The following is a 24,173-nucleotide window of genomic DNA, read 5'->3' as shown; positions in this document are numbered from 1 at the left end:
CTTTCGGTTGGAACGAGTGGACGGCGCGGCCGTCAGGGCGTGCGGACGGGCAGCCGTGACCAGCCCCGGAAGGTCGACGTCGAGACCAGGCGGGCCTCCGTCTCGTCGACCTCCCACTCGGGGAAGCGCCGGAGTACCTCCTCCAGCACGACTCGTCCCTCCAGCCGGGCGAGCGCCGCGCCGAGGCAGTAGTGCGCGCCAAGGGCGAACGTCAGGTGCTGGCCGACGTTGCGATGGATGTCGAAGGTGTCGGGGTCCGGGGCCGAGTACCGCCGCGGGTCCCGGTTGGCGGACGCGAGCAGGAGCATCATGACGCTGCCGGCGGGCACTGTCCGGCCGTGGATCTCGACGTCCTGGGCGACGTACCGGCAGGTCTGCAGCGCGGGCGGCTGGAAGCGCAGGATCTCCTCGATGGCGTTCGGGACCAGCGCCGGGTCCGCGACGAGCTCGCGGCGCTGGTCCGGGTGGTCGGCGAGGGTCCGGCCGGCCCAGCCGATGAGGCGGCCGGTCGTCTCGTTGCCGGCGGCGGCGAGGATGTTGATGTAGGCGAGCAGTTCGTCACGGGTCAGCGTGCGCGTGACGCCGCGCTCGTCGGTGAACTCGGCGGTCATCAGCTCGGTCATCAGGTCGTCGGACGGGTTCCGGGCGCGCCAGTCGACGTAGTCGGCGAAGACCGCGCCGGCCAGGAAGTCGTCCTCGAACTCGACCGGCTTGCCCATCTCATGCCGGCCGTAGCGGTCGCGCACCTCCGCCTGGTCCTGCTCCGGGATGCCGAGGAGCATCCCGATCACCCGCATCGGCAGCTGTAGCCCGAGGTCCTTGATGAAGTCGAAGCCGCCGGCACCGACGAGCGGGTCCAGGACACGCACGCAGTAGTCGCGGACCTGAGGCTCGAGGGCGGCGATCTTGCGAGGCGTGAACAGCCTGGCAAGCAGGCCACGGTGGATGGTGTGGACTGGCGGGTCCTCGAAGATCACGGTGCCTGGCGGGATCGGTGCGTCGGACCGGATCTGCTCGAGCAGGACGCCGCGCCCGGAGATGTAGGTGTCGTGCCGCGCCAGTGCCCGCTCGACATCCGTGTGGCGGCTGAGGGCGTAGAAGTCGTACCGTTCGTTGTGATACACGGGTGTCTCATCACGGAGCCGTCGGAAGACCGGGAACGGGTCGGCGCCGGCCTCGACGTCGTAGGGGTCGTAGTAGACGTCGCTGGTGCTCGTGACGGTCATCGGGAGCCTCCTAGTGGCGGGTCTGGACCCCTTCTCGAATTCATGTCATACTCGCTGCGCGAATTGGCGTCAAGACCGCGACACGACAACCCCGGCAGCGCGGGGACCGCGGCACCAGGGGAGACGGGCGCACGGGCCTGCCCGACGGCGCGGACGTCTCCAGGACTCGGAGCGACGACATGACAGAGCTGGTTGACGTCCCGATCTTCGACGCGGACAACCACATGTACGAGACGCGGGAGGCGCTGACCAAGCACCTGCCCGACCGCTACAAGGGCGCCATCGACTACGTCGACGTCCGCGGCCGGACGAAGATCATGGTGAGGGGAAAGGTCAGCGAGTACATCCCCAACCCGACCTTCGACGTCGTCGCCCGTCCCGGCGCGCAGGAGGACTACTACCGGAAGGGCAATCCGGAGGGAAAATCCCGCCGGGAGATCTTCGGACCGCCGGTGCGCTGCCTGCCGGCCTGGCGGGAGCCGAAGGCGCGGCTCGAACTCATGGACGAGCAGGGCCTCGACCGGACGCTCCTCTTCCCGACCCTGGCCAGCCTGGTCGAGGAGCGCATGAAGGATGATCTGGAGCTCACCCACGCCGCCGTCCACGCACTCAACGAGTGGATGCTGGAAACCTGGAGCTTCAACTACGCCGACCGCATCTTCCCGACGCCGGTCATCACCCTGCCCATCGTCGACAAGGCGATCGAGGAACTCGACTGGGCGGTGGCCAACGGCGCGAAGGTCGTGCTGATCCGACCCGCGCCGGTGCCCGCGGCCAGTGGCTCGCGCTCGTTCGCCCTGCCGGAGTTCGACCCGTTCTGGGCGAGAGTCGTCGAGCACGACGTCCTCGTGGGCATGCACGCCTCCGACAGCGGCTACGCGCACTACGCGAACGCGTGGGCGGGCAACAACCAGGAGATGCTGCCGTTCCAACCGCAGGCGTTCCGCATGCTGCACCAGTCGCGGGCGATCGAGGACGCGGTGTCGGCGTTCATCTGCCACGGCGCGCTGTCGCGCTTTCCCCAGCTGAAGCTCGCCGTGATCGAAAACGGCGGCACGTGGGCCGCGCCGCTACTGAAGAAGCTCGCCGACCTCTACAAGAAGATTCCGCAGGACTTCCTTGAGGACCCGGTGGTGGTCTTCAAGCGGAACATCCACATCAGCCCGTTCTGGGAAGAGGACCTGGGCGCCCTCGCGGACCTGGTCGGGGAGGACCGGGTCCTGTTCGGTTCCGATTACCCGCACCCTGAGGGGCTGGCGCACCCGCCGTCCTACGTCGACGAGCTCGAGGGCGTCCCCGATCGGGTCATCCGCAAGATCATGGGTGGCAACCTGGCACGCCTGATGGGCACGCCGGAAACCGTCGTGCGCTGATGCCCGCGGGGACGGGTGACGCCCCGCGCGCGGGACAGGTCGCCGGCCGGGCCGCGGAGGAGCCGGCCGCGCTGGTTTCCGGCGCCGGCGGCCGGCCACAGACCCCTATGGAGCGAGCGAGCAGATGCTGGTGGAGCTGAGCTCCGATCAGGAGTTCTTCCGGGAGACAACGGCGAGGTTCCTTCGGGAGCAGGTACCCGCGGAGCAGGTCCGTCGGCTGCGGGACAGCCCAGCTGGCCACGATCTCGAGTACTGGCGGCGCGGCGCGGAGCTCGGTTGGACCTCGCTGCTGGTGAACGAGGAGGTCGGTGGCGGCAGTATCAGCGGCCAGGGTCTCGTCGACCTGTCGCTGGTCGCCTACGAGTTCGGCCGCCACGCCGCGCCAGGCCCGCTTGTGCCGACCAACGTCGTCGCCGCCGCGCTGAGCGGGACCGGCGGCCAGGCGCACGCCGAGGTCGTCGGCGAACTGCTGTCCGGGGAGGCGATCGCGGCGTGGTGCTATGCCGAGCCGCCGCCATACGGCCGACTGGGCGACATCGCGCTCGAGATCGCCGTCGAGGGCGCCGACGTCGTGGTGAACGGGATCAAGCGGCCCGTCGAGGCGGCGGGACAAGCACGTTACCTGCTCGTCACCGGGCGGACCGGCGGGGGACTCACCCAGGTGCTCGTGCCGGTGGATACCCCCGGCGTGTCGACCACCCCCTTGCGCACCGTCGACCTCACCCGTCGGTTCGACGCCGTTGCCTTCGACCACGTTCGCCTTCCCACCGCCGCCGTGGTCGGCGAGGTCGGGGCGGCCGCCGAACAGGTCGAGCGCCAGCTTCAACTGGCGCTGACGATTCTGTGCGCCGAAGCCGTCGGCGCGATGCAGACGGCGTTCGACAGCGCCGTAGGGTGGGCATTCGACCGCCACAGCTTCGGTCGGCCGCTCGCTTCTTACCAGGCACTGAAGCACCGGTTCGCGGACATGAAGACGTGGCTCGAGGCAGGCCATGCCATCGCCGACAGCGCGGCCGCCGCGGTCGCGGCCGACCTGCCGGACGCGGCGGAACTCGTCAGCGTCGCCAAGGCCTTCATCGGCGACTACGGCGGCGAGTTGCTGCAGGAATGCGTGCAGCTGCATGGTGGCATCGGCCTGACGTTCGAACACGACCTGCACCTGTTCCTGCGGCGGGTCGCCCTGAACCGGGTGCTGTACGGCACTCCGGGCGAGCACCGCCAGCGGATCGCGGACATCGTCGAGCGGCGCGGCGCCGGCGCGCGCCCTGAAGGAGCGGCATGAACGGCGTGGTCGGCGATGAGATCGAGGACGTCGAGGACGTCGAGAGCTTCCGCCTGCGAGCACGCGCCTGGATCCGCGCCAGCCTGAAGCCCTATTCGGCCGAACGGGCGATGGGCCTGGGCAGCGTCTCGGCGGAGGAGGAACTCGCCGCCGTCGCCTACGAGCGGCAACTGCAGCGCGCGTTCTTCGACGCGGGATTCGCCGGGATCTGCATCCCCCGGAAGTACTCCGGGCAGGGGCTGACTCCGGCGCACCAACGGGCCTTCAACGAGGAACTCGCCGGCTACGAGTGTCCGACGCGGTTCCAGATCCCGACAATGGCCCCCTGCGCGGCGGTGCTGCTCGAGTTCGGGACCGAGGAGCAGAAGACACGCCACCTCCCCGCCATCCTCAAAGGCGAGGAGATCTGGATGCAGTTTCTCTCCGAGCCCAGCGGCGGCTCCGACCTCGCCGGGGCCCTGACCTCCGCCGTCCGCCAGGGCGACGACTGGGTGCTCAACGGTTCGAAGATCTGGACCACGGGCGCGTGGTGGTCCGACTGGGCGCTCTGCCTCGCCCGCACCAACTGGGACGTGCCGAAGCACCGCGGCCTCACCGTGTTCATCCTGCCGATCCGCCAGCCCGGTATCGAGATCAGCCAGATCGAGATGCTCAACGGCGGCAAGGACTTCTGCCAGGAGTACCTCACGGACGTCGTGGTCCCCGACGCCGACCGGGTCGGCGACGTCGACAACGGCTGGACCGTGTGTGTCCGCTGGATGTTCCACGAGCGGACGATCTTCACGTCGTCCTACGTCACCCACCCGGTCGGCGCACCCCGAGGCAACGGGGGCGCGGCGCCCATCGACATCGCGCGTGCCGCGGACCGGCTGGCGGACCCCTGCGCCCGGGACCTCATCGGTGAGGCCCGCATGCTCGAGGTGGTCAGCAACGAACTGTCGCGACGGATTTCCGCCGGCATGACCAGCCGCCGCATGTCCGACCAGGCGGCCGCCGTCAGCCGCCTGTTCGGCGGCACCGCCCGCGCACGGACCACCACGATCAAGTCCGAGCTGGCCGGCCCGGCCGCCGCGGCCTGGTCCGACGACGACGGCGCCGCGTCCCAGGCCGGGGTCGGCTTCCTCATGCGCCAGACCTCCTGCATCGGCGGCGGCACCACCGAGATGGCCCGCAACGTGGTCAGCGAGCGGGTCCTCGGCATGCCCCGCGAGCCGGCGCTCGACCGCGATGTCCCGTTCAGGGACGTGCCCCGCGGCGGCTCGCGCCGCGCCTGACACCAGCCCTGGCCGACCACCCACACGCCCGCGCCCCATGAGAGGGAGCACCATGGCCGCCACCTCGCCGCTCGGTTTCGAGCCCAGAATGCTGATCGACGGCAAGCTCGTCGACGGCGCCACAGGGACGTTCACCAACATCAACCCGGCCACGGAAGAGGTACTCGGCCAGGTCGCCGACGCCTCTCCCACGGACATGCACAGTGCTATCGACGCCGCCCGGCGCGCCTTCGACGACACTGACTGGTCAGCGAACCGTGCCTTCCGCAAGCGCTGCCTCGAGCAGTTACAGGCGGCGTTGGAGTCCGAGCGGGAGGAACTACGCGAGGAGCTGATCTCCGAGGTGGGCTGCCCGCGGTCGCTGACCCACGGGCCGCAGCTGGACGCCCCGCTGTCCAACGCATTGACCTACCCGGCCAGGCTGATGGACGAGTTCCCCTGGGAGATCGACCTCGGCGACGCGATCGTCGAGGTCACCCACCAACGCGCGTGGCGGAAGGTCTGGCGCGAACCGGTCGGGGTGGTGGGCGCGATCGTGCCGTGGAACTTCCCGTTCGAGGTCGCGCTGAACAAGCTCGGCCAGGCCCTGGCGACCGGGAACACGGTCGTGCTGAAGCCGGCGCCGGACACGCCGTTCAACGCGACGCGGCTTGGACGCCTGATCCTCGAGCACACGGACATCCCGCCCGGTGTCGTCAACGTCGTGACAGCCTCCGACCACCTGGTCGGGGAGGAGCTCACGCTCTCCCCGAAAGTGGACATGATCTCCTTCACCGGCTCGACCGTGGTCGGGAAGCGGATCATGGAAAAGGGCGCGGCGACGATGAAGCGCCTGTTCCTGGAACTGGGCGGCAAGTCGGCGACCATCGTGCTGGAGGACGCCGACCTCGCCGCGGCGTGCCGGATCGGCATCGCCCCCTGCGTGCATGCCGGCCAGGGCTGCGCCATCCCCACCCGCATGCTGCTGCCCCGCTCGCGCTACGCCGAAGGCGTCGAGATTCTCAAGAACATCTACGAGAACGTCGTCCCCGGCGACCCGCGCGAGACCGGCACGCTGTGCGGACCAGTGATCTCGGCCAGGCAGCGCGAGCGAGTCGTCGGCCACATCCAGACGGGCATCGACGAGGGCGCGCGGCTACTCGTCGGCGGTACCGAGGCGCCAGTGGGCCGTGACAAGGGTTTCTACGTCAAACCGACCCTGTTCGTCGACGTCGACAACGCGATGACGATCGCCCAGGAGGAGATCTTCGGTCCAGTCCTCGTCGTCATCCCGTTCGAGGATGAGGAAGACGCCATCCGGATCGCGAACGACAGCGTCTACGGCCTCGCGGGCAATGTGATGGCAGGCTCGGTGCAGCACGCGCTGGCGGTCGCCCGGCGGCTGCGAACCGGCAGCATCGGCGTCAACGGCTCCGCCGCCTACGGCGCGGACCTGCCATTCGGGGGCTTCAAAGCCAGCGGCGTCGGCCGTCAGAACGGCTACGAAGGGTTCCAGCAGTACCTGGAGATCAAGTCCGTCGCCCACCCGGAAGGCTGACGGCTCGCCCCAACTGGACCAAGCTAGGTGTTAGGTGGGATGGGTAGATCGGGCCGATAGACGACCAATGTGCCGCCTTTGGCGCGCTTCGCCGCGTACATAGCCTGGTCTGCCTGGTGGAGGAGGTTGTCAGGGGTGGACTGGCTGTTGCTGTCGAGAGTTACGAGGCCGAGGCTTGCGCGCGGGGTGTAAGGACGTCCCGCCAGCAGGCATGGGGCTCGAACAGCCGTGGCGAGCCGTTCGCCGATGCGGCGGGGGTCATCGGGTCCACCGCCATCGAGGATGATGGCGAACTCGTCGCCGCCGAGGCGGGCGACGGTGTCGGCGGCGCGAGTCTCGGCCCGCAGCCGCTCGGCGCTGATCTTGAGGAGCTCGTCGCCGGCGGCGTGGCCGTAGGTGTCGTTCACGTGCTTGAAGTTGTCCAGATCCATGAAGAGAACCGACACCGGCGTCTGGGCGTCGGCCAGGGCCTGGCTGGCATGGGTCTGGGTGGTGTCGCTGTCCGTATCGCGTGACAGTGCCCGCCGCAGGCGGCGCGCGAACAGTGCCCGGTTGGCCAGGCCGGTGAGCGGGTCGTGGAACGCCTGGTACTGCAACTGCTGTTCGCGGACGCGGATCTCGGCGAGCAATCTTGTGTTCTCAGCCAGAGTGAACATCTGTCGTATCAGGGCGAGCAACAAGAGGGTAACCATGCCATGGATCTCGAACCAGTCGAGCGGCACGTCGGTGGCCAGCTTGCCGAGGACCAGCAGGCCGGCGGCGGCAAGGACGGTGTAGGGCATTGCCGCGTGGAACCACATCGCGCGCGAGTTGGGTCGTGCCGGGCCTTCGGCGGGCAGGCGGGCCGAAACCGGGACCAGCGCGGCGAGGAATATCAGCAGGAACGAGAGGGCGAACCCGAGCAGGCGCCAGGACGGAAGGTACGGCCCCCGTCCCGTGGCGATGTGGACGCCGATGTTGAAGTTGAGAGCGTTGATCAGCAGGCCGGCGGCGAGCAGGGCCAGCGTCGCTGGGGACCGCGGTTGGCGGAAGCTGGCGATCAGTACCACCGTGGTGGCGAGGATCAGGCCGGCGGCCTGGTGGATCAGGTCCTGCAGAAGCGTGGTGTCGAACGGGCCGTCCCTGACACGTGAGGCGAGCGTCGTTCCCCACTGCAGCAGGGTGATCGAGCCGACGATCATCAGGCAGTCCAGCAGGGTGATCGCACGCCATCGGTACTCGCCTCCCCACCGCCTGCGGCCCTCCCGGCCGTCTATGGGGTCCGTGGGCAGGGACAGCAGACCGGCCAGCGCCACCCCGTAAAAGACAACGAGGGCGAGGTAGGATTTTAGGGACGTGTCACCACTGGGAACGCCTCCGGCCAGCAAGGTCGGTGCTATGGCGATGCTGCCGAAGATCGCACTGACGGCCGTGAGGCCAATGAGTACTCGCCAGCGGCGTTCCGCGCCGCGCAGGCGCCGGGCGGACCAGAAACAGGCAGCCGCAGCGGTACCTTGGGCGACGACATCGACAAAGTTTGTGGTGATTCGGGCTGATTGCAGGTCGAGTAGCACCGCGAAGGCGACGTCCAGTCCGAATAGCACCAGGGATGCCAGGACGGCATAGAACAATATCCGCGGCGTGCGGCCGGTACCTGTGGGACGCCGCAGGCTCTGCGCGGCGTCGACAAGACTGCGGAGTCTGAACATCGCTCGCCCCCCCCAATGGAAGCGTACCGCATCCATTTGGAGGTGAATGGCAACGATTCGGCTCGGATCAGTAGTTTGACCTGCCATCGGCGAGAATTGACCAGGTATCTAGCCTGTCAGGAAAAATCCCGCATCAGTACCCTTTTCCGTTTCGAAGAATCTGGCCAATAAAGAGAAAATAGCCATATGGCTAGAGGGGTGGCGGCCGCGTAAGCATATCTCCTCGGTCGTACCCGTCCCGAGCCGGTGACCTTGCCTCCGGGCGGCGTATCAATGCCGCGAAACCTGAATCCTAGTTTTTGGGATGAAGTGTCGAAATCGCAATAAGCTCGATAGATTCCACTGATAGCTGGGGAGAGGGGCAGGTCACCGCACCCGGCGGAGCACGACGACTGCTCCCTCAAGCCCGGTTCTGGGCGCGCTGCCTCCGCGCGGGCCACACGTGCCGGCTGGTGATCATCGGAAGATCGAGAAAGGTGCGGATCCCCGGTGCCGCTGCACACACTGGCGCGATCGCATGCACGGCGTGCATCGCCGCGCCCAGGCAACCTTGATCGTTCTCGTCCTCGCCGTGGACGGCGATCCTCGATTCGAGGACCATCGACGGCCGCCCGCCGACGGTCACCTTCCAGCCCCGTCCGGTCGGCCAGTCCGGCGCCTGGTCTGGGGCGAGGCGCGTGATGTGCTCTACCGTGAGGGCGCGTCGACCGTCGATGATCGCCGTGTAGGAGAAGCGCTTCGCTGATACAGTCCCAACCTCGATGCGGCCAGCCTTGATGTCGAAGGCCTCTTCGGCGACGACCACCTGCTGGTCGTACACGAACTCGTCGATCGAGACTCCGAGAGCGTCGGCCAGGAGCATGAGCGAGGCGCCAAACGGGTGGAACTGCCCCGACCGGCTGACTATCAGTTCACCGGGCGGTCGCCCGAAACCCATGACATCGAAAAGCATCTGCGGGCTGTCATAGGTCGCATAGTCCAGGAGCTCCTGCACGAGGAGCGAGTCGATCCTTTCGAAAAGAGCTGACATGGTCAGCGGAAGCACCTCGGCGGCCCAGCCCGGCTCGATGCCGGTGGCGTGAAACGAGGTCCCGCCTTCGGCGCACGCGGTCTCCAGCCGCTGGACCACCTCTTCACCGAGATACTTCGGGTAGATGAGTGCCGTCACCGCGGTGGAGACCACGTTCTTTCCCGAAGCGAGCAACCGGCAGATGTCGTCGAGCGAGCCCGTCAGGTTTCGTTCGCCCTGGGGCATGTAGAGCACGCAGTCGGCATCGAGGGCGACAATGTCATCTGGGTTTTTCGTCGTGACGACCCCGATCTCGCCGATACCGCAGATTTCGCCGACGTCGCGGCCGGCTTTGGCATCGCTGTACACGAGTGCTCCGACCAACTCCAGGTCGGGGTGTTGGTGAACGGCACGTACAGCGTCCCGGCCCACGGCCCCAGTGGCCCATTGGGCGATGCGTAACACTGCTAACCTCCCATGGTCGCGCCGTGTGCCATCCGCACGCGGCAGAACGGTTCATGGCTGCGAAGTCCCCTAGTACTCCAGCCCGACTTCTGTGATCAGTTGAGTTGTAGGGCTGTGGCCTGACGTCGGTAGTGGCTGGCTTGGGCGCGTGCCTGGTGGCGGCGGCGCCACCAGGACCAGGCCAGCACGAAGGCGTCCGACGGTTTCGGCCGCTGGAGGGCGAGGCGGACGAGCAGGTGGCGGACCTCGTTGACGGTGAGTGGGAGGAGTCCGTCGGCGGGTTCGGTGTCGTGGGCGTGGGCGGTGGTGACGGCGAGGAAGGCGTGGGCGAGCATCGCGAGCAGGGTCCAGCGGTGCCAGGACGTCCACGTCCGGACCTGGTGCTCGTCGAGGGCGGCGAGTTCCTTGCCGTTCTGGAAATCGTCCTCGACCGCCCAACGAATCCCGGCGACGCGGACATAGGTCGCGAGTGGGACGGGTGTCGGGCTGTGGGTCCGGTAGAACGCGTGGTGCGACGTGAGGTCGCACTGTGTGAGTGAGCAAGTACAGGAGGAGGATCGACCGTAGTTGATGTTCTAGCTCCGGGCTAGTGCCCAACAGTCCGTCCCCGCCCCTGGCATGCGCCGTGCGTGCACTCCACGCGTCGGGTGTGAAGCCCGGGGGAAATCCCAAGGACTGGTGACCCATCCATCGGCCACAGGAGAGGGGAAGGCCGGAAGGGCGAAGACCGTGAATCCTTGATGGAAACCCCGTCAACTACAACGCCAGTGATGGTGCGAACGTATGGCGTGCAGGGCCTGCCGCTGGGACGCGGCGATGGCGATCGGGCAGTACGCGTCCGGTCGCGCGGGCACCATGGCCCCGGGGTAGAGAGGACGCCCGGCACCGGCCGTATCTCACACGTGCGGAACACGGAAACCCCGTCAGGTCCGGAGGAGCTGACCAGCCCCCGGTAAGCCGACCGCAAGGGGGGCGAACTCCTGGCGGGTACAGGATGGCTCGAGAAGCGAACGGCGGCGGTCGAAAGACAGCAGGAAAGCGGGCGCACATGGCTGGACCTCCACCCGGCCGCGCCGGTATAACTGGCCGCATACCAGGCCCGGTGCCTGGGCCCGAAAGGGAGCTGACGCGAGCCGGGTAGCCCTTTGAACGAACCGATACCGGAACCGTCGGAATCCGAGGGAGAAGTTAGGCGCCATGCCCCAGGACACAGCCACCGCCGTCGACATGGCGGCACTCGGCATGTCCGAAGGCGCGGTGAACGGACCCGAGGGGCCGCTCAACTGGGACGCCATCGACTGGCGCGCCCAGGAGAAGGCGGTACGGCGACTACGGCAGAGGATCTTCAAGGCGACGCAGGCAGGCGACTGGAAACAGGTCCGCAACCTACAGCAACTCATGCTGCGCAGCCGAGCCAACACGCTGGTCAGCGTCCGGCAGGTAAGCCAGCGCAACACCGGCCGCCGCACCCCTGGCATCGACGGCCAGGTCGCCCTGACCTCGGCCGGCCGCGCCGACCTGGCAGCACAGCTACACCGCCAGGGAAGCGTGGCACTGCCCGTGCGGCGGGTGTACATCCCGAAGAAAGGCGGAAAACGCCCGCTCGGAATTCCCGTTATCGCCGACCGCTGCCAGCAACAAAGGGTGCGCAACGCGCTGGAACCCGAGTGGGAGGCCCGGCTCGACGGCCGACAATATGGCTTCAGACCGGGCCGTGGCTGCCATGACGCGATCGAGGCAATCTTCAACACAGCCTCCGGGAGAAAAACCCGGAAGTGGATCCTCGACGCGGACCTGGAAGCAGCCTTCGACCGGCTCGATCACGACCACATCCTACGCAAGATAAAAGAGTTTCCAGCCCGAGAGCAGATCCGGGCATGGCTCCGCGCGGGCATGGTCGACAAGGGCCGGTACACCCCGACCGAGCAAGGCGCACCACAGGGCGGCTTATGCGCAGCTGTGCATAATCCACCTAATGAACAGTGCTGGATTATGCGCAGCGCTGGCCTGTCGGGCCTGGTGAGGGCTCGGTCAGGGGCGTGAGCGCTGCGCATAATCTGTCGGCGGCGGGGGCTCATAGCGAGGTGAGCCAGTTGAGCAGGTCTGGGTCTTGGTTCCACTCGGGGAGGTCGTCGGTGACGATGTCGGTGTAGGCGGATTCAAGCGCCTTGCGCTTGGCTTCGGTCGAGGCCCGTGCGTAGATTTCAGTGGTGGACAGGTCGACGTGTCCTAATATGTCGCGGATGTAGGGCAGAGGAATGCCGGCCTCGTAGAGGTGCATGGCCTTGCTGTGGCGCAGGGTATGCGGCGTGATCTTGGCGGTGGTGAGCGTTGGGTCGGCCGTGCTCGCCTGGTGTTTCCGGATGATCCAGGCGATCCCGCCGCGGCTGAGCTTGGTGTCGCGCTGGTTGAAGAACAGCGGATGGTCGCTGTGGCCGGACCGGGTGAGGTGGTGTTCGGCGAGGTAGGCGTCCAGGAGTCCGACCGTGTTGCCGACGAGCGGGACGTGGCGGGTTTTGCGTCCTTTGCCGGTCAGGGAGGCGATCGGCGGGGCTTCGAGGCGGATATCGCGCACGACCAGGTCAGCGAGTTCCTGCGCACGGGCCCCGGTGTCGTAGAGCGTGGCGAGCAGCACCGCGTCCCGGCGACCGTGGCGGGTGGACCGGTCCGGTGCGGCAAGCAGGCCGCGGGTCTGCTCGACGGTGAGGTGGTTCACCCCCGGCCGGGGGTGTTTCTTGGCGCGGATCGCGAGAATGTCCTGGCAGCAGGCCAGCAGTGTGGGGTCCTGCGAGGCCAGCCATCGGTAGAACGCGCTGATCGCGGCGAGACGCTGGTTGTGGGTCGCGACGGTGTTGTGTCTGCTGTCCTCGAGCCAGTCCAGGAATGTGCCGACGGCGTCGGCGTCGATGCGGGCAAGGGTGAGCTTCTCCGGGGGAATCGACCGGACGTCCCGGAAGAAGATGATCAATAGCTTGAAGGCGTCACGGTAGGACGCGATGGTGTTCGCCGAACTGCCGCGCATCCCGGCCAGGTGCGCGGTGAGGAAACGCCGCAGCGCGGTCGCGAAGTCAGTCGCCATCGTGCGGCCAGTCGGTGACGGGCGGAACGACCTCGCCGAGGACGCGCTGAACCTGGGCGGCGATATCGGGGTAGGACTCGGCCGTCAGGTGCAGGTAGTAGGCGGTGTCGCCGATCGAGGCGTGGCCCAGGTAGGTCTGCAGGACCGGCAGCAGCGCGCCGACGTCGTCGCCGCGGCGGAACCATCTGCGCAGGTTGTTGACCGCGAACGTGTGCCGCATGTCGTGCACGCGGGGGCCGTGACCGCGACCGCCGTGCGGAATGCGTGCCTGCCAGAGGAACCGGCGGAAGTTCCTGTTGACGTTCATCAGGGCGAGCGGCCTTCCGTCGGTGCCGGGGAAGAACCACTGTCCGCCGAGCCGGCGGATCGCCGGGTCGGCGTCGAAGGCGGCCAGCCTGCGGCGCAGCGACGCCGCGACCGGGGCCTGGCGGTCCTTGCCGCCCTTCGCGTCACGGATCTGGAGCACACCGGTGCGCAGGTCGACGTCCTCGACACGCAGCAGCCGGGCCTCCGAGGCCCGCAGGCCGCAGCCGTAGATCGTGCGGAACAGCACCGGCATGACCAGATGGCGCACCGGGACCTCGGCGCAGTAGCGACACCGGTCGGTCTGCGCGAAGAACGCGGCGAGTTCGGCGTCGGTGTAGATGTGCGGGACGTAGCGGGTGGGGCGGGGCAGCGTGCCGTAGGGCAGGACGTAGGCGGCGACCCCTCGCCGGCCCAGCCAGCGGGACAGTTCCCGGACCGGGGTGACCAGGCCCTGAAGCGTCGCCGGGGTAACCCCGCGCCGTCGTCCGGCCGCGATCCACGCCTCGACGCACTCCCGGCTGGGCGCCGCAAGGCCGGGGAACTCGGCATGGGCGAACGCGGCGAACCGCGTCAGGATCCGTTCCTCCGTGGCGTACTTGTAGCCGACGGCCCGCTTCTGCGTGACCAGCCCCGCGATCGCGTCGGTCAGCATGATCTCGGTGCTCATCGCAGTGTCTCCCCGCTGGCCGGCGCGTCCGGGTCCAGCGCGCAGGTCGCCAGCAGCGCCAGCGAGGACTTCAGATACACGCCCGTCGACGCCACGGACTGGTGTCCGAGAATGTCGGCGATCTGCTCGATCGGGGTGCCGCCTTCCATCAACCTGGTCGCCAGCGTGTGACGCAGCGAGTGCATGCCGTGCCGGCGCTGTTCGCTCACCGGCACGTGCGCGATCCGGGCGTGCTTGACCAGGATCTGGTGGAGGTGGTCCTGGTCGGAGAACGGGCCGATCGGGGCGGTGTGCCGGATGAACACCTCCGGGGCGTCACAGGCCGGCCGACCGTGCCGGATGTAGTCGATCAGCGCCCAGCCGGCGTCCTTGAGCAGCGGGAGTTCGACGCGCTGGCCGGTCTTGGCCTGGACCACGGTGAGCCGGTTGGACCGCCAGTCGAGGTCGGCGAACCGCAGCCGTTTGACGTCGATGCTGCGCAGCCCAAGCGCCGCGATCAGCAGGATCATCGCGTAGTCGCGTTTCCCGCACGGGTTGCCCCGGTCGATCGCGGCCAGGATCCGGGCGACCTCGCCAGGAGCCCACACCGCCGGGACCCTGGCCTGCCTGGTCGAGCGCACCGACGGGACCACGTCGAGGACGGCAGGCTCGACGAGGCCGTCGGCGGAGGCAAACCGCAGGAACGAGCGCACCGCGCACATCTTCTGCTCGACGGTCTTGACCTGGTATCCCGCCAACGTCGCGACGAACGCGTCGAGAACCCGGGCATCAAGACCCGGCAACCCACCCCGGGTGCCCACGAACGCGAGGAACTCCCCGGCCAGCGTCGTGTACGCCCGCACCGTCGAGGGCGCCTGCCCCGCGGCCCTCAGCGACGCCGTGAACCGGGCAACCACCCTGGCCTCGTCCGCGGTCAACTTCTCGACGGACCTCGCGTAGCGGCGCAGCACCGCCCCGTGCACCGCGTAGGAGTCGAGCATCGACGCGACCCGGAACAGGTAGACGTCGTTCTCCTTGAGCGTGCCCGCACGCTCCTTCGCGAAGAACCCGCACGTCTCGTCGACCCAGCTCATCGCCACGTCGAGGGAGAACTCCTCGACGCCACGGTCGGCGAAGTAGCGCTGCAGACGGCGCCAGCAACCCCGGTACCAGACCATCGTCGAGTCCTTGTAGCCCAGACGCTGCAACTCCGCGTCCAGACTCTCCACCAAATCGGATAAAGCAACCATTACGCCGACCTCCGATCAGACCGACCCGGCTCCATACCGAACCGTCAACCAAAGATCGTCGGCGTGTTATGCGCAGCGCTCAAGCCTCAGCCGAGCCCTCACCAGGCCCGACAGGCCAGCGCTGCGCATAATCCAGCACTGTTCATTAGGCGGGGTCATCTCACCGTTACTCCTGAACATCGCTCTCCAGGGCATCGAGGAAGCCGCCGGAACCCGGTACAACAAGAGAGGAGAAACCAGACCAGGAACCCCCGTGATCATTGTCTACGCGGACGACCTGGTCGCATTGTGTCACAGCGCCGAGGAGGCGGAACAGGTCCGAGAACGCCTGACCGAGTGGCTTGCGCCCACCGGCCTTCGCTTCAACCCGGCGAAGACCAGGGTCGTGGCCATCGAGGAAGGGTTCGACTTCCTGTCCTTCAACGTCCGCAGGTACACCACCAAGGACGGCCCGAAACTGCTGATCAAGCCCAGCAAGGAAGCGCTCATCAGGATCCGACGGCGACTCAAGGCCGAACTGCGCGCCCTGCGCGGCCAGCCGGCGGCCGCGGTCGTCGGCCACCTCAACCCGATCATTCGGGGACAGGCGGCCTACTTCCGCACCAAGGTGTCGAAGGAGGCGTTCGCCGCCCTCGACAGATGGCTGTGGTATCGGCTTCAGAGCTGGGCCCGCCGCAGCCACCGTAACCACAACCGCCGGTGGGTCGCCGGGCGCTACTTCGGCCCGCACAACCCGTCCAGGAACGACCGGTGGGTCTTCGGTGACCCGAAAACGGGCGCCTACCTCCACAAGTACGCCTGGACCCCGATCGTCCGGCACATCCCCGTGGCGGGCCGGTCATCCCCGGATGACCCGGCCCTGGCCCAGTACTGGGCAGACCGGCGGAGGCGGCACAGCCGCCAACACCCGCCCCTGGCACCGACAACCGGGCGCGCCCTGCGCGCCCAGCGCGGCCGGTGCCCACTCTGCGGGGACGACCTGCTCTACGACGACCAGCCACCCGACTCCCCCAGCCAATGGGAAACGTGGTTCCGGGACGCCCGCACCGCGACCGTCTACACCACGGTCACGGTGCCCGGCGCGGATGGTCACGCCGACGATCGACACCGCCTCGTACACACCGACTGCCACCGGCACCAGCCAGGCGCCGCCACAGCCGGTACGGACATGGATCTGTAGGGTCTGCCCGCCCACGCGGGAGCCCGAGCCCGGTGCCGCGACGAGTGGCCCGCCGGGTTCCGAGGGGGCGGCGGCGCAGTAATGCGCCGCCGCTACCCGACCTCACCGGTGTTGATGTTCCGGCGGATCAGCAGGTGGTGCTCGCCGGGCAGGTCCTGGTCGCCGGTGGTGACGAGCGCCCAGTCGTAGAGCCTGTGGCCTTTGGCGCCGTTGCCGGCGGAGACCCTGTTCCAGGCGGTGGCGGGCAGGGTGACAGCGAGGTCGATCGCCTTCTTCTTCCCCGCCTTCGTGTCGATCTGGTGGGTCTTCGCGACGGCCAGCACGTAGCCGAGCCGGCGGCGGGCCAGCGCCGCGCGCAGGGCGGGGTCGTTGCCGTAGACCTCGTCGCCGGTGGCCCAGGCGGCCGGGACCTGGGCGTCGAGCGCATCGGTGACCATGCGGCGGGCGAGCGCGGGCTTGGTCGCGAAGGCCACGCCGTCGGGCACGCCCGCCGCGGACAGCCGCCCGGGGGCCGACGTCCACGAGGCCGGCAGGTAGAGGGCGTTGTCGATCAGGGCGTGCCCGGCCGCGGTGGCATACGTCAGATAGACCGCGACCTGGGAGTTCTCGATCCGCCCCGCCGTGCCGGTGTACTGGCGCTGGACCCCGACGGTGGCCGTTCCCTTCTTCACGTCGCCGGTCTCGTCGAACACGAACACCGCCTCCGGGTCGCCGAACGTCTCGACGACGTAGTCCCGCAGGTCGGCGCGCAGCCCGTCGTCGTCCCACACCGCACCAGCCAAAAAGTGCTGCATCCCGCCCGGCGAGGACTCCCCGGCATGCTCGGCCAGCGTCCAGCAGTTCACCCGCGGCAGCCCCGCCATCAGCCCGGACAGGAACCGGCGCATCCGCCCCCGCGACTCGACCCGGCCGAACCGACGGTCGAGCCGGCCGGTGAAGACCTCGAACGCTTCTCGCCACCCGTCAGGGTCTACGCTGGGGCACACGGCCACCGGCTGATCTTCACGTGTCGTCACAAACCCGCGATGATCACCGGTGGCCCCTTCATGTCCGGGCCCACCACGCCGCACGATGCCGACCCGGCCACCTAACCCAGACCCACCAGATCCAAACGATCACAGAAGTCGGGCTGGAGTACTAGGACTGTCCGGTGGGGCATGCGAGCCACTGTGCTTTCGACAGCCCGGCGCACCGGTGGTTCTGCCCTCGTCGTCAGCCGTCGCCCGCGGTTGTGGGCAGCGGCTCTGACGCCTTCTCCACATGGTCGGTGACGTCGGGTGGCAGACGGGAGCGGAGGCAGCGAAGGCGCGGATCTCACTCATGACGTCTTGTCCGCTCGGGACAAAGGCCGTCGACCACCGCTTCCGCGCCGGCGAGGCCGTGGTAGACCAACATGTGGCGTTCTCAGGGCCGCTGACGACATCGAGAGCTATCCGGCGGTGATGCGCGACGGCTCGGCGAACGCCAGCAGCGCGGGGCGGTCCTCGCGGACCACGTAGCCATCCTTGATGCTCTTGTCGGCGGCGGCGGTGTAGCGCTGCAGGTACGCAGCGGGTGAGGGATAGAGCTGGGCGAGCCGAGTGGTCGACAGCGGCTGGGTCGAGCCGACCAGCAGGCAGATCGCCGAGGGCTTCGAACCGGGCGCGCCGGACAGGATCGCGACTGGCACGTCGACCAGAGGCGTGCGGATGCCACCGAGGGCGATGCCATCGGCGTCGCGGCTGATCTGTGGCGTCGTGGCTGGCTGCACGGTAAGGCGCGGCGCGATGACCGGAGGCTTGCCCGCCGTGATCCATGTCGTGAGCGCACGCAGCGCCGACTTCGCGACGAGGTGCATCGGACCGTTGTTGACCGGTACACCGCAGTCGAACGACGCGGCGGCCGAGCCGACCAGGTGCGCGTCAGCGTGGGCGGTGCCCGCGACCTCCCAGAGCCGGAAACGATCGGTGTCGGGTTGGCGCGCCGCGTACGAGTTGAGGACACTCGTGACATCGGACTCGGTCTGGGCGTCGAGCACGGGTGCGTCCTGGTCCGTGCGGAAGATCGCCGGTGTTCCGCCAAGCGCGGCGGCGATGTCGGCGGACTTGCCTGGTTCCACGAGTGGCAGCCCGACCGCCCCCCGGCTGTGCACGAAGAAGCCGTCAAACTGGCGGGTAAGGGGCTGAACGCCGTTGTAGTAGGTGACGAGCGCGAACGCCGACTGTGACTCCCCAGCCGCGATCAGCCGTTGCGGTCGCAATCCGTCCATGCCCGCGCCCGCTCGAATCGCGCGGGCTACCTGCGTGTAGATGTCGAACGAGAAGCCGTCGCCGGGATGCTCAAGTTGCAGGGCGCCGTACCGGGCAGGATTGATCGCCGCGAGGCCCTTGCCTGCTATGTCCGCACCGACGCTGGTCGGCACCCGCACTGGGCCACCCACGACGCCGATCAGCTGGGCGGACACGCCAACCCAGACGTCACCTCGACGTACGATCTCTTCCTCGAGACTGACCCATTCCGGATCAGCGTCCGACCCGCCGCTGACGTTCAGCCATTCGACAACGGCGTTGCCGCTGAACGCCGAGGCCTTTGCCGGCTGGCGCACGACGATCCGGGTTCGGTAGGGCGCGGTCGCGTCCGGGGTGAACGTCCACCTGCCGTCGTGGGTGAGCGCACCGGCGACGCGGTACGACGACGCGGTCCCGGTGGCAAGGTACTCGTGCTCCACGTAGCCGAGGCGCCGCAGATCTGGTGGCTCCGCCTCGCCCATGAACGCGCCATCCCCGCCTGCGATCTCCATTGACAGGTCGGCCGCCGGCCCGTCCGGGCGGGCGAGTGTGGTCGTCGTGGCACCGCTCGGGGGCGCGGTTGACGACGACTGTCCGCTGCCGCCACTGCCCGAACATGCCACCAGTCCCGCCGCCGCGACACAGACCACGCCGATCACCGGAAACAGCCGTGCGCGGGTCGTCCGACCGCGCCGGACCGGCGTTGTGACGAGCCCCAGGTCCGCCCGATCTTTCCCAGAGACAGTCATGGCCTCCCACCGCCCACCGGCCAGCGGTCCGCGGGGCGCGCTCCGCCGGAGGAGTCTTGGGCGCTCGGTAAGGACATCGTTCCGACTCGTGGACGCCTGTCGACCTCCAGCGCTCCGTCGCCCGGTGCAGGCGAAGGGCCGCCATCGGATGATCTTGCCCTCTTCATGGACCCTGACTGTAGGGCGACCAAGGCTGAAAGTAAACGAGACAGTCTCATATCAAATCGCCGCTGGAAGCAGGCGGGCTCCTGGGTGTGAACCGCGGGGACGGCGTCGCGGGAGGCCGATGCGTCGGCCGGGCGCGGTGGACGGATCAACAGGTCGGGCATGATCAGGCAGTGCGCCGTCGGTCGTCGGGCTCGCTCTGGCCGTCTGAACCGCCCGCCTGCCCGGCCCCGCCGTGCCCCAGGTCGCCTCGACACAACGGAGCCTCTCTGGGTCTTGACTGCGGGAGCGAGTGACCCGAAAGTAAACGAGACAGTCTCATCTCATATCGTCGTCCGGGGGCGGGCCTGGTGGTGGTCATGAGCTGCGACGAGCGGATTGCCGATGGCAGTGTCGGATGGGCCGCCCCGCGCCGTGGCTGCCAGGCGCGGCCTGCTTCCCCTCACGCAGGCCACGCTCGTGCCCCGGACCAACGCGCTACTGCGAGACCTCCCGCCCGGTCGGGATGCGGGCGACGCGTCACGGGGAGAACCTGCCCGTCCCACCGGCGAGAGGGGTACCGCATGAACCAGGACGACAAGATCCTGGTCGGCGACAACGACCGCCTGATCGAGCCGCCGGACGCATACGAGAAGCGTGTGTCCGTGAGGTGGCTCGACCTGGCACCCGCGCCTGCCCACAAGCGGCACGGTGCCGACGAATGGGTCTTCTGGGCACGCAGGACGTCCACCCCACTCGGGATGCCGGCGACGGTGGGCTGGCCGCGGGAGGAGCAGGGCCTCACACCGGGCGCGTTCACCGACCGGGGCTCGTGAGCACATTCGCCCATACAGCGCTCTCATGGGTGTCAGCACCGTGGCCAGGCGCGACCCCGGATCAGTCCGTGAAGACCTCATCGTCCTGCCGCGGCAGGTCGACCTCCACTTCAACCATATGCGACCCTCCTCCCTCTCTCGTTGGCGCCGCGACCCGCGACCGGCAATAGGAAGCGTCGCGCGACAAAGCCGACGGCGAGGGCTGGCAGGGTCCACGAGCGAGCGCCGCGCGGAGGCATCGAACGCGGTGAGCCGCCCGCCGGCCCCGACGTCCGGTCATTCATCAGCCTTTTGACATCGTCCAGCACCTTCCGGCGCATGAGCAGCCAGTCCGAAATGCAACCGGAAAGCATCCAGCCCGTCGTCCACGACGCGTTCGCCGCGATCAGCTGGCTTCGGGATATCGAGGAGGAAGTTTCCGCCGGCCCCCGTGGGCAGTCGAAAATACCTGAACCCATACCGGCCTCGAAACCATGATCTTCGTTTCCGTGCCGGCGTGCGGCGGGCGAAGCGGCGGCGTCTCGCGCTTGGTATCCGTCGAGACATCGCCAGGACCGCCGTCCAGGTGACTGGACCTCGGCGGCACAAGTAGTGCGCCGAGCATGGAAAACCGCGCGCCCTCATGAGGCTGGAGGGACTTGACGGCCGCGGCGATACGGGACGCCCGCGTCCTTGGGGTGACCAGGCACCTGTTAAGGACCGCCGCTTCTGTGCTGGCGGTCTTCTGCGCGCCGTGTCAGTGACGGCAGACCTCCAGATAAACGTCCTGGCCATCGACCAGTGACGCCCGACTAAAGTTCGAGAGGTGCTACATGAAAAACATGTCGATCTCGCTGGCGGCGCGACCGGATCCAAATCGAAGGCCGGTCGGCCGCCGCTTATCCGTCCTATCCGTGGTTACCGCTGGCCTGCTTTTTGCCGCTGGATGCGGCGGTAGCGGGCAGGACGAGAGCGAGAGCGCGCCGCCGAGCGCCGGGAGCACCACCGACGTGCTCGGGCCAGTGGCCCCGGCGAAGGGTGACCCTGTCAAGATCGGAGTCATCTCGGACGGCAAGAGTCCGATCAACGACCTAACCGTCGAGTTGCAGGTGGCGGACGCCACTGCCAAATGGTTGAACGACCGGCGCTCCGGCATCGGCGGTCGTCCCATACAGCTGGTGAAGTGCGAGGCGCTGGCTGACCCTGCGAAGACCACCGACTGCGCGAACCGCATGATCGAGGAGGATGTCGCGGCCGTCGTCGTCGGATTGACAGCGGCGTCGGAAAACCTCTGGCAGCCGCTGCACGACGCGAAGGTGCCGGTGATGTTGTATGCCGGAAACGGTGGAGCGATGCTGCGGGACAGCGAGTCGACCTTCATCCTGGCCGACCCGATCTTTCCCAGGATAACCTTGCCCATCCAGCTAGCGAAGGAAAACGGTCTCAAGAAGGTCACGGCGATCATCATCGACGTGCCGGCGGCACTGGACATCTATAAGACGGTCGCGCCGGAGCAGTTCAGGGCGGCGGGTATCGAACTCAAACTAGTCCCGGTTCCCCCGGGCACCGCTGACATGGCGCCGCAGATGCAGACCATCGGCGACGACCCTGGGCTCGTCTACGTGCTGGGGAACGACTCGTTCTGCATCAGCGCGCTGAACGGCCTGCGAGCGATCGGCTTCACGGGTGAGGTCAGCGGTGTCTCGCAGTGCATCAGTGACGCGACCCGCGAGGCCGTGCCAGGCGACGTCCTCGATGGCATGGTTATCGCCGCGACGGCACCGCTCGGAACGGACAACCCGTCGTCCCGCCTCTACAAGGCCGTCGCGCAGTCCTATGGCACGGACATTGACACCACCCTGCCCGGCGGGATAAGCATGTTCATCTCGCTTGCCGGCTTCCAGACCGCGGTCGAGGACATCCAGGGAGAGATCACCTCTGCCAGTATCGCCGCCGCCATCAAGGCGATGCCAGAGAAGGAACTGCCGGGCGCGGGTGGGCTCGAGTTCCGCTGCAACGGCAAGGCCAGCCCGACGTCGCCGGCGATCTGTGTCCGCGGCGGGCTGGTCACGACCCTGGACGCCAAGGGCCAGCCCAAGGAGTACGACGTGCTGGGTTCCTCACCGATCGACGACTGAACCAGCACTGACGCCTCGCCTGCCACGGCGAGTCGTTGCCTCTGTCGGGCCTGCCGGCGTCGTGCGACGCCGGCAGGCCTCGGGCTTCGCGCGAAGACCTGTGCGCATGCCGGCCGCGGGCTCGACATGGCGCTTCAGGCAGGTCCAGCGGCGGCGGACGAGTTCGTGATCCTGGCGCGGCAGGGCGGCGGGGGCGAGCAATGGCGCCCGGTGGGAAAGCAGCCAGGAAAGCGTGGCCAGCAGCACCCGGTCAAATGTGTTCGTGGTCAGATGACCTGTCGATGCGGCACGTGAGTCGACGGCTGGGGGAGGGCACAGGTGGGCGATCTCGACGTCCTTCTCCTCAGGCCGGCCGCCGAGGCCAACCGCGCTGAGCGGCCCCGCGAGCCGGAACACCGCCCCGCATCAGGCCGGCGGGTCGGGTGTTCCCTCCTCGGGAGGAAGGCCGAATGGTATGAAATCCAGCTCTGTCAGCCCCAGGTCCTTCCGCATTTCGGAGGCCGTGGCCCTCAAGGAGGCGTAACAGGTAGCCAGTGTTTCGCGATAGGGGGCTCCACTTGGTCCGGAGCCCGCCATCAGGATGCTGCGCAGGTCCCTGGCTCTCCTGTAGGTGAGATTGGCCGTTTCCGCCACGCGAGTGGAGGCGAGCGTGATTATCTCGAACCGCGCCTCCAGCATCTCGGCCGACCGAAATGCCTCTTGCAGCGCGCGGTCTCGCGCACTGCCATCGGAATGCGTCTGCAGCGCGATCAATCGCATGTTCTCGACTGCCCGAGCGGTGGCCAGAAGAAATCTTGAGTATGCGGCAAGCTTCGTCGACTTCCAGTCCTTGGCGCTCTCCCGCTTCCAGCGCGCCCGCTCCGCGAAACTAGTCGCCGCGATTCCAATGGTGGCACCAATAACGGTGTTCACTGCCGGTAGCCAGTCCACGTCCTGGATGCTACTAGCTGTCTTCAGCTGAATCCACGGCCGACCAGCCGGACAACCGGACCGCTTGTCCCAGGCACCGCGGCCTCGCCTCCGTCCTGGTCGATCGTGACTTCACCTTGGCGTGGTCGAACCTTGTGGTGCGTGACCAGGCTTGTCTCGGGGTCGTCGGGCATGCCTGTCCCGGCATCGCCACGGGTCCTGGCGCGTCCGGCCGGTCCACGCCACGGTCGTCAGTACAGTCAAGGCCCGGGGACACCAACCGAACGGAACGCACCGCGATGGGCAGCGCGGAACTTCGAGCTGGACCGACGGACGAGCGTGGACCTCGGAGGAATCGGTGATTGGTAGCAGCCGGCGGGGCAGCGAAGCCCGCCGGCCACCGTGGCCTGCGGCGCGCTCTGCCGGTCGGTTTACTTCCATTGCCAGCACCAGTGGGCATCGCCGAGCGTGGGCATCTCCGAACGCCGGGGGGACGAGTCATAGGAGGACTTTGTAGGTCAAGGTCGGCGCCCGGCCGTTCCGGCTCGCGACGCGACGATCGGCCTATGATCGTCGGTGTCGCTGCCAAGGTGCCGGTTTCGACGTCGTCAGCACCCAGAACAACTCGAGCGTACCGCGGCCAATTCCCGGCGAGCGGCCTGCCTCGGCCACGACAGGAAGTCCCGCCCAACGCGTCGCCGCCATCCGTCGGCCGTCTGACGTGGACCGTTACGGTGCCATCATGCACGGTTCAGGGCCCAGGGCGACGGCAAGTTTGCTTGGTAGCGGCCAGTGGGCCGTGCTGAGGGTTCCCGGTGGTTGCGGGTGGCAGGTCG

At 68.0% G+C, this 24,173-nt stretch carries 17 protein-coding genes and 2 pseudogenes; 9 read left to right on the top strand and 10 right to left on the bottom strand.

Annotated features, from left to right (window positions below; all coding sequences use genetic code 11):
• Positions 1 to 32: 32 nt before the first annotated feature.
• Positions 33 to 1,226, bottom strand: coding sequence for a cytochrome P450 (locus I6A81_RS29380; RefSeq protein WP_203003630.1), 1,194 nt, complete (start codon positions 1,224 to 1,226; stop codon positions 33 to 35).
• A 179-nt stretch (positions 1,227 to 1,405) separates the two neighbouring features.
• Between I6A81_RS29380 and I6A81_RS29375 the strand changes: the two genes are divergently transcribed.
• From I6A81_RS29375 to I6A81_RS29360, 4 genes are all read left to right on the top strand, one after another.
• On the top strand, positions 1,406 to 2,599 hold the full coding sequence (locus I6A81_RS29375; RefSeq protein WP_203003629.1) for an amidohydrolase family protein: 1,194 nt from the start codon (positions 1,406 to 1,408) through the stop codon (positions 2,597 to 2,599).
• A gap of 124 nt (positions 2,600 to 2,723) precedes the next feature.
• The gene (locus I6A81_RS29370; protein WP_203003628.1) at positions 2,724 to 3,881 is read left to right on the top strand and encodes an acyl-CoA dehydrogenase family protein; all 1,158 of its coding nucleotides are present in this window, start codon (positions 2,724 to 2,726) and stop codon (positions 3,879 to 3,881) included.
• Entirely contained in the window at positions 3,878 to 5,155 is a 1,278-nt protein-coding gene (locus tag I6A81_RS29365) for an acyl-CoA dehydrogenase family protein (protein ID WP_203003627.1), read from the top strand. The genes I6A81_RS29370 and I6A81_RS29365 overlap by 4 nt, the downstream gene beginning before the upstream one ends.
• Before the next feature lie 52 nt (positions 5,156 to 5,207).
• Positions 5,208 to 6,692, top strand: a complete 1,485-nt coding sequence (locus tag I6A81_RS29360; protein WP_203003626.1) for an aldehyde dehydrogenase family protein — start codon at positions 5,208 to 5,210, stop codon at positions 6,690 to 6,692.
• Between the two features lie 23 nt (positions 6,693 to 6,715).
• Here the strand turns inward: I6A81_RS29360 and I6A81_RS29355 are convergent, their stop codons facing one another.
• From I6A81_RS29355 to I6A81_RS46515, 3 genes and pseudogenes are all read right to left on the bottom strand, one after another.
• Complete coding sequence (locus I6A81_RS29355) at positions 6,716 to 8,380, bottom strand: GGDEF domain-containing protein (RefSeq protein WP_203003625.1); 1,665 nt, start codon at positions 8,378 to 8,380, stop codon at positions 6,716 to 6,718.
• Positions 8,381 to 8,780: 400 nt separating this feature from the next.
• The gene (locus I6A81_RS29350; RefSeq protein WP_307874998.1) at positions 8,781 to 9,821 is read right to left on the bottom strand and encodes an NAD(P)H-dependent amine dehydrogenase family protein; all 1,041 of its coding nucleotides are present in this window, start codon (positions 9,819 to 9,821) and stop codon (positions 8,781 to 8,783) included.
• Between the two features lie 128 nt (positions 9,822 to 9,949).
• A pseudogene (locus I6A81_RS46515) lies at positions 9,950 to 10,372 on the bottom strand (IS701 family transposase); the annotation flags it as partial.
• Positions 10,373 to 11,051: 679 nt separating this feature from the next.
• Here I6A81_RS46515 and I6A81_RS29340 point away from each other — a divergent pair.
• Positions 11,052 to 11,897, top strand: coding sequence for a reverse transcriptase N-terminal domain-containing protein (locus tag I6A81_RS29340; protein ID WP_203003622.1), 846 nt, complete (start codon positions 11,052 to 11,054; stop codon positions 11,895 to 11,897).
• A gap of 31 nt (positions 11,898 to 11,928) precedes the next feature.
• Here the strand turns inward: I6A81_RS29340 and I6A81_RS29335 are convergent, their stop codons facing one another.
• From I6A81_RS29335 to I6A81_RS29325, 3 genes are read right to left on the bottom strand one after another with little or no spacing between them, the layout of a single operon-like run.
• Positions 11,929 to 12,933, bottom strand: a complete 1,005-nt coding sequence (locus I6A81_RS29335; RefSeq protein WP_203003621.1) for a site-specific integrase — start codon at positions 12,931 to 12,933, stop codon at positions 11,929 to 11,931.
• The gene (locus I6A81_RS29330; RefSeq protein ID WP_203003620.1) at positions 12,923 to 13,906 is read right to left on the bottom strand and encodes a tyrosine-type recombinase/integrase; all 984 of its coding nucleotides are present in this window, start codon (positions 13,904 to 13,906) and stop codon (positions 12,923 to 12,925) included. The genes I6A81_RS29335 and I6A81_RS29330 overlap by 11 nt, the downstream gene beginning before the upstream one ends.
• Complete coding sequence (locus I6A81_RS29325; protein WP_203003619.1) at positions 13,903 to 15,114, bottom strand: site-specific integrase; 1,212 nt, start codon at positions 15,112 to 15,114, stop codon at positions 13,903 to 13,905. Before I6A81_RS29325 ends, I6A81_RS29330 begins: the two co-directional genes overlap by 4 nt.
• Positions 15,115 to 15,133: 19 nt before the next feature.
• Between I6A81_RS29325 and I6A81_RS29320 the strand changes: the two genes are divergently transcribed.
• On the top strand, positions 15,134 to 16,315 hold the full coding sequence (locus I6A81_RS29320) for a group II intron maturase-specific domain-containing protein (protein WP_203003642.1): 1,182 nt from the start codon (positions 15,134 to 15,136) through the stop codon (positions 16,313 to 16,315).
• Between the two features lie 98 nt (positions 16,316 to 16,413).
• On the opposite strand, the pseudogene I6A81_RS29315 reads toward I6A81_RS29320, so the two are convergent.
• Together I6A81_RS29315 and I6A81_RS29310 are read right to left on the bottom strand one after the other, a co-directional pair.
• Positions 16,414 to 17,301 (bottom strand): annotated as a pseudogene (locus tag I6A81_RS29315) (IS701 family transposase); the annotation flags it as partial.
• Positions 17,302 to 17,744: 443 nt separating this feature from the next.
• On the bottom strand, positions 17,745 to 19,094 hold the full coding sequence (locus tag I6A81_RS29310; RefSeq protein WP_407661402.1) for an alpha/beta hydrolase domain-containing protein: 1,350 nt from the start codon (positions 19,092 to 19,094) through the stop codon (positions 17,745 to 17,747).
• Positions 19,095 to 20,059: 965 nt separating this feature from the next.
• Here I6A81_RS29310 and I6A81_RS29305 point away from each other — a divergent pair.
• From I6A81_RS29305 to I6A81_RS29295, 3 genes are all read left to right on the top strand, one after another.
• Complete coding sequence (locus I6A81_RS29305; protein WP_203003617.1) at positions 20,060 to 20,311, top strand: hypothetical protein; 252 nt, start codon at positions 20,060 to 20,062, stop codon at positions 20,309 to 20,311.
• A gap of 318 nt (positions 20,312 to 20,629) precedes the next feature.
• On the top strand, positions 20,630 to 20,788 hold the full coding sequence (locus tag I6A81_RS29300; RefSeq protein WP_203003616.1) for a hypothetical protein: 159 nt from the start codon (positions 20,630 to 20,632) through the stop codon (positions 20,786 to 20,788).
• Between the two features lie 335 nt (positions 20,789 to 21,123).
• Positions 21,124 to 22,428: an ABC transporter substrate-binding protein gene (locus tag I6A81_RS29295; protein ID WP_203003615.1), complete on the top strand. Its 1,305-nt coding sequence runs from the start codon at positions 21,124 to 21,126 to the stop codon at positions 22,426 to 22,428.
• 405 nt (positions 22,429 to 22,833) lie between these two features.
• Here the strand turns inward: I6A81_RS29295 and I6A81_RS29290 are convergent, their stop codons facing one another.
• Complete coding sequence (locus I6A81_RS29290; protein ID WP_203003614.1) at positions 22,834 to 23,358, bottom strand: hypothetical protein; 525 nt, start codon at positions 23,356 to 23,358, stop codon at positions 22,834 to 22,836.
• Between the last annotated feature and the right edge of the window lie 815 nt (positions 23,359 to 24,173).

Origin of the sequence: Frankia nepalensis, assembly GCF_016786325.1 — a bacterium.
Taxonomy (GTDB): domain Bacteria; phylum Actinomycetota; class Actinomycetes; order Frankiales; family Frankiaceae; genus Pseudofrankia; species Pseudofrankia nepalensis.
The sequence above is the reverse complement of the archived record's forward strand: the minus strand, read 5'-3'. Positions and strand labels throughout refer to the sequence as shown.

Bases quoted from the DNA above. Each gene is read 5' to 3' on its own strand.
- I6A81_RS29305 (WP_203003617.1), top strand. From the start codon at position 20,060: ATGAACCAGGACGACAAGATCCTGGTCGGCGACAACGACCGCCTGATC.
- I6A81_RS29375 (WP_203003629.1), top strand. From the start codon at position 1,406: ATGACAGAGCTGGTTGACGTCCCGATCTTCGACGCGGACAACCACATG.
- I6A81_RS29360 (WP_203003626.1), top strand. From the start codon at position 5,208: ATGGCCGCCACCTCGCCGCTCGGTTTCGAGCCCAGAATGCTGATCGAC.
- I6A81_RS29365 (WP_203003627.1), top strand. From the start codon at position 3,878: ATGAACGGCGTGGTCGGCGATGAGATCGAGGACGTCGAGGACGTCGAG.
- I6A81_RS29295 (WP_203003615.1), top strand. From the start codon at position 21,124: ATGAAAAACATGTCGATCTCGCTGGCGGCGCGACCGGATCCAAATCGA.
- I6A81_RS29335 (WP_203003621.1), bottom strand. From the start codon at position 12,933: ATGGCGACTGACTTCGCGACCGCGCTGCGGCGTTTCCTCACCGCGCAC.
- I6A81_RS29310 (WP_407661402.1), bottom strand. From the start codon at position 19,094: ATGGAGATCGCAGGCGGGGATGGCGCGTTCATGGGCGAGGCGGAGCCA.
- I6A81_RS29370 (WP_203003628.1), top strand. From the start codon at position 2,724: ATGCTGGTGGAGCTGAGCTCCGATCAGGAGTTCTTCCGGGAGACAACG.
- I6A81_RS29340 (WP_203003622.1), top strand. From the start codon at position 11,052: ATGCCCCAGGACACAGCCACCGCCGTCGACATGGCGGCACTCGGCATG.
- I6A81_RS29330 (WP_203003620.1), bottom strand. From the start codon at position 13,906: ATGAGCACCGAGATCATGCTGACCGACGCGATCGCGGGGCTGGTCACG.
- I6A81_RS29355 (WP_203003625.1), bottom strand. From the start codon at position 8,380: ATGTTCAGACTCCGCAGTCTTGTCGACGCCGCGCAGAGCCTGCGGCGT.
- I6A81_RS29380 (WP_203003630.1), bottom strand. From the start codon at position 1,226: ATGACCGTCACGAGCACCAGCGACGTCTACTACGACCCCTACGACGTC.
- I6A81_RS29300 (WP_203003616.1), top strand. From the start codon at position 20,630: ATGAGCAGCCAGTCCGAAATGCAACCGGAAAGCATCCAGCCCGTCGTC.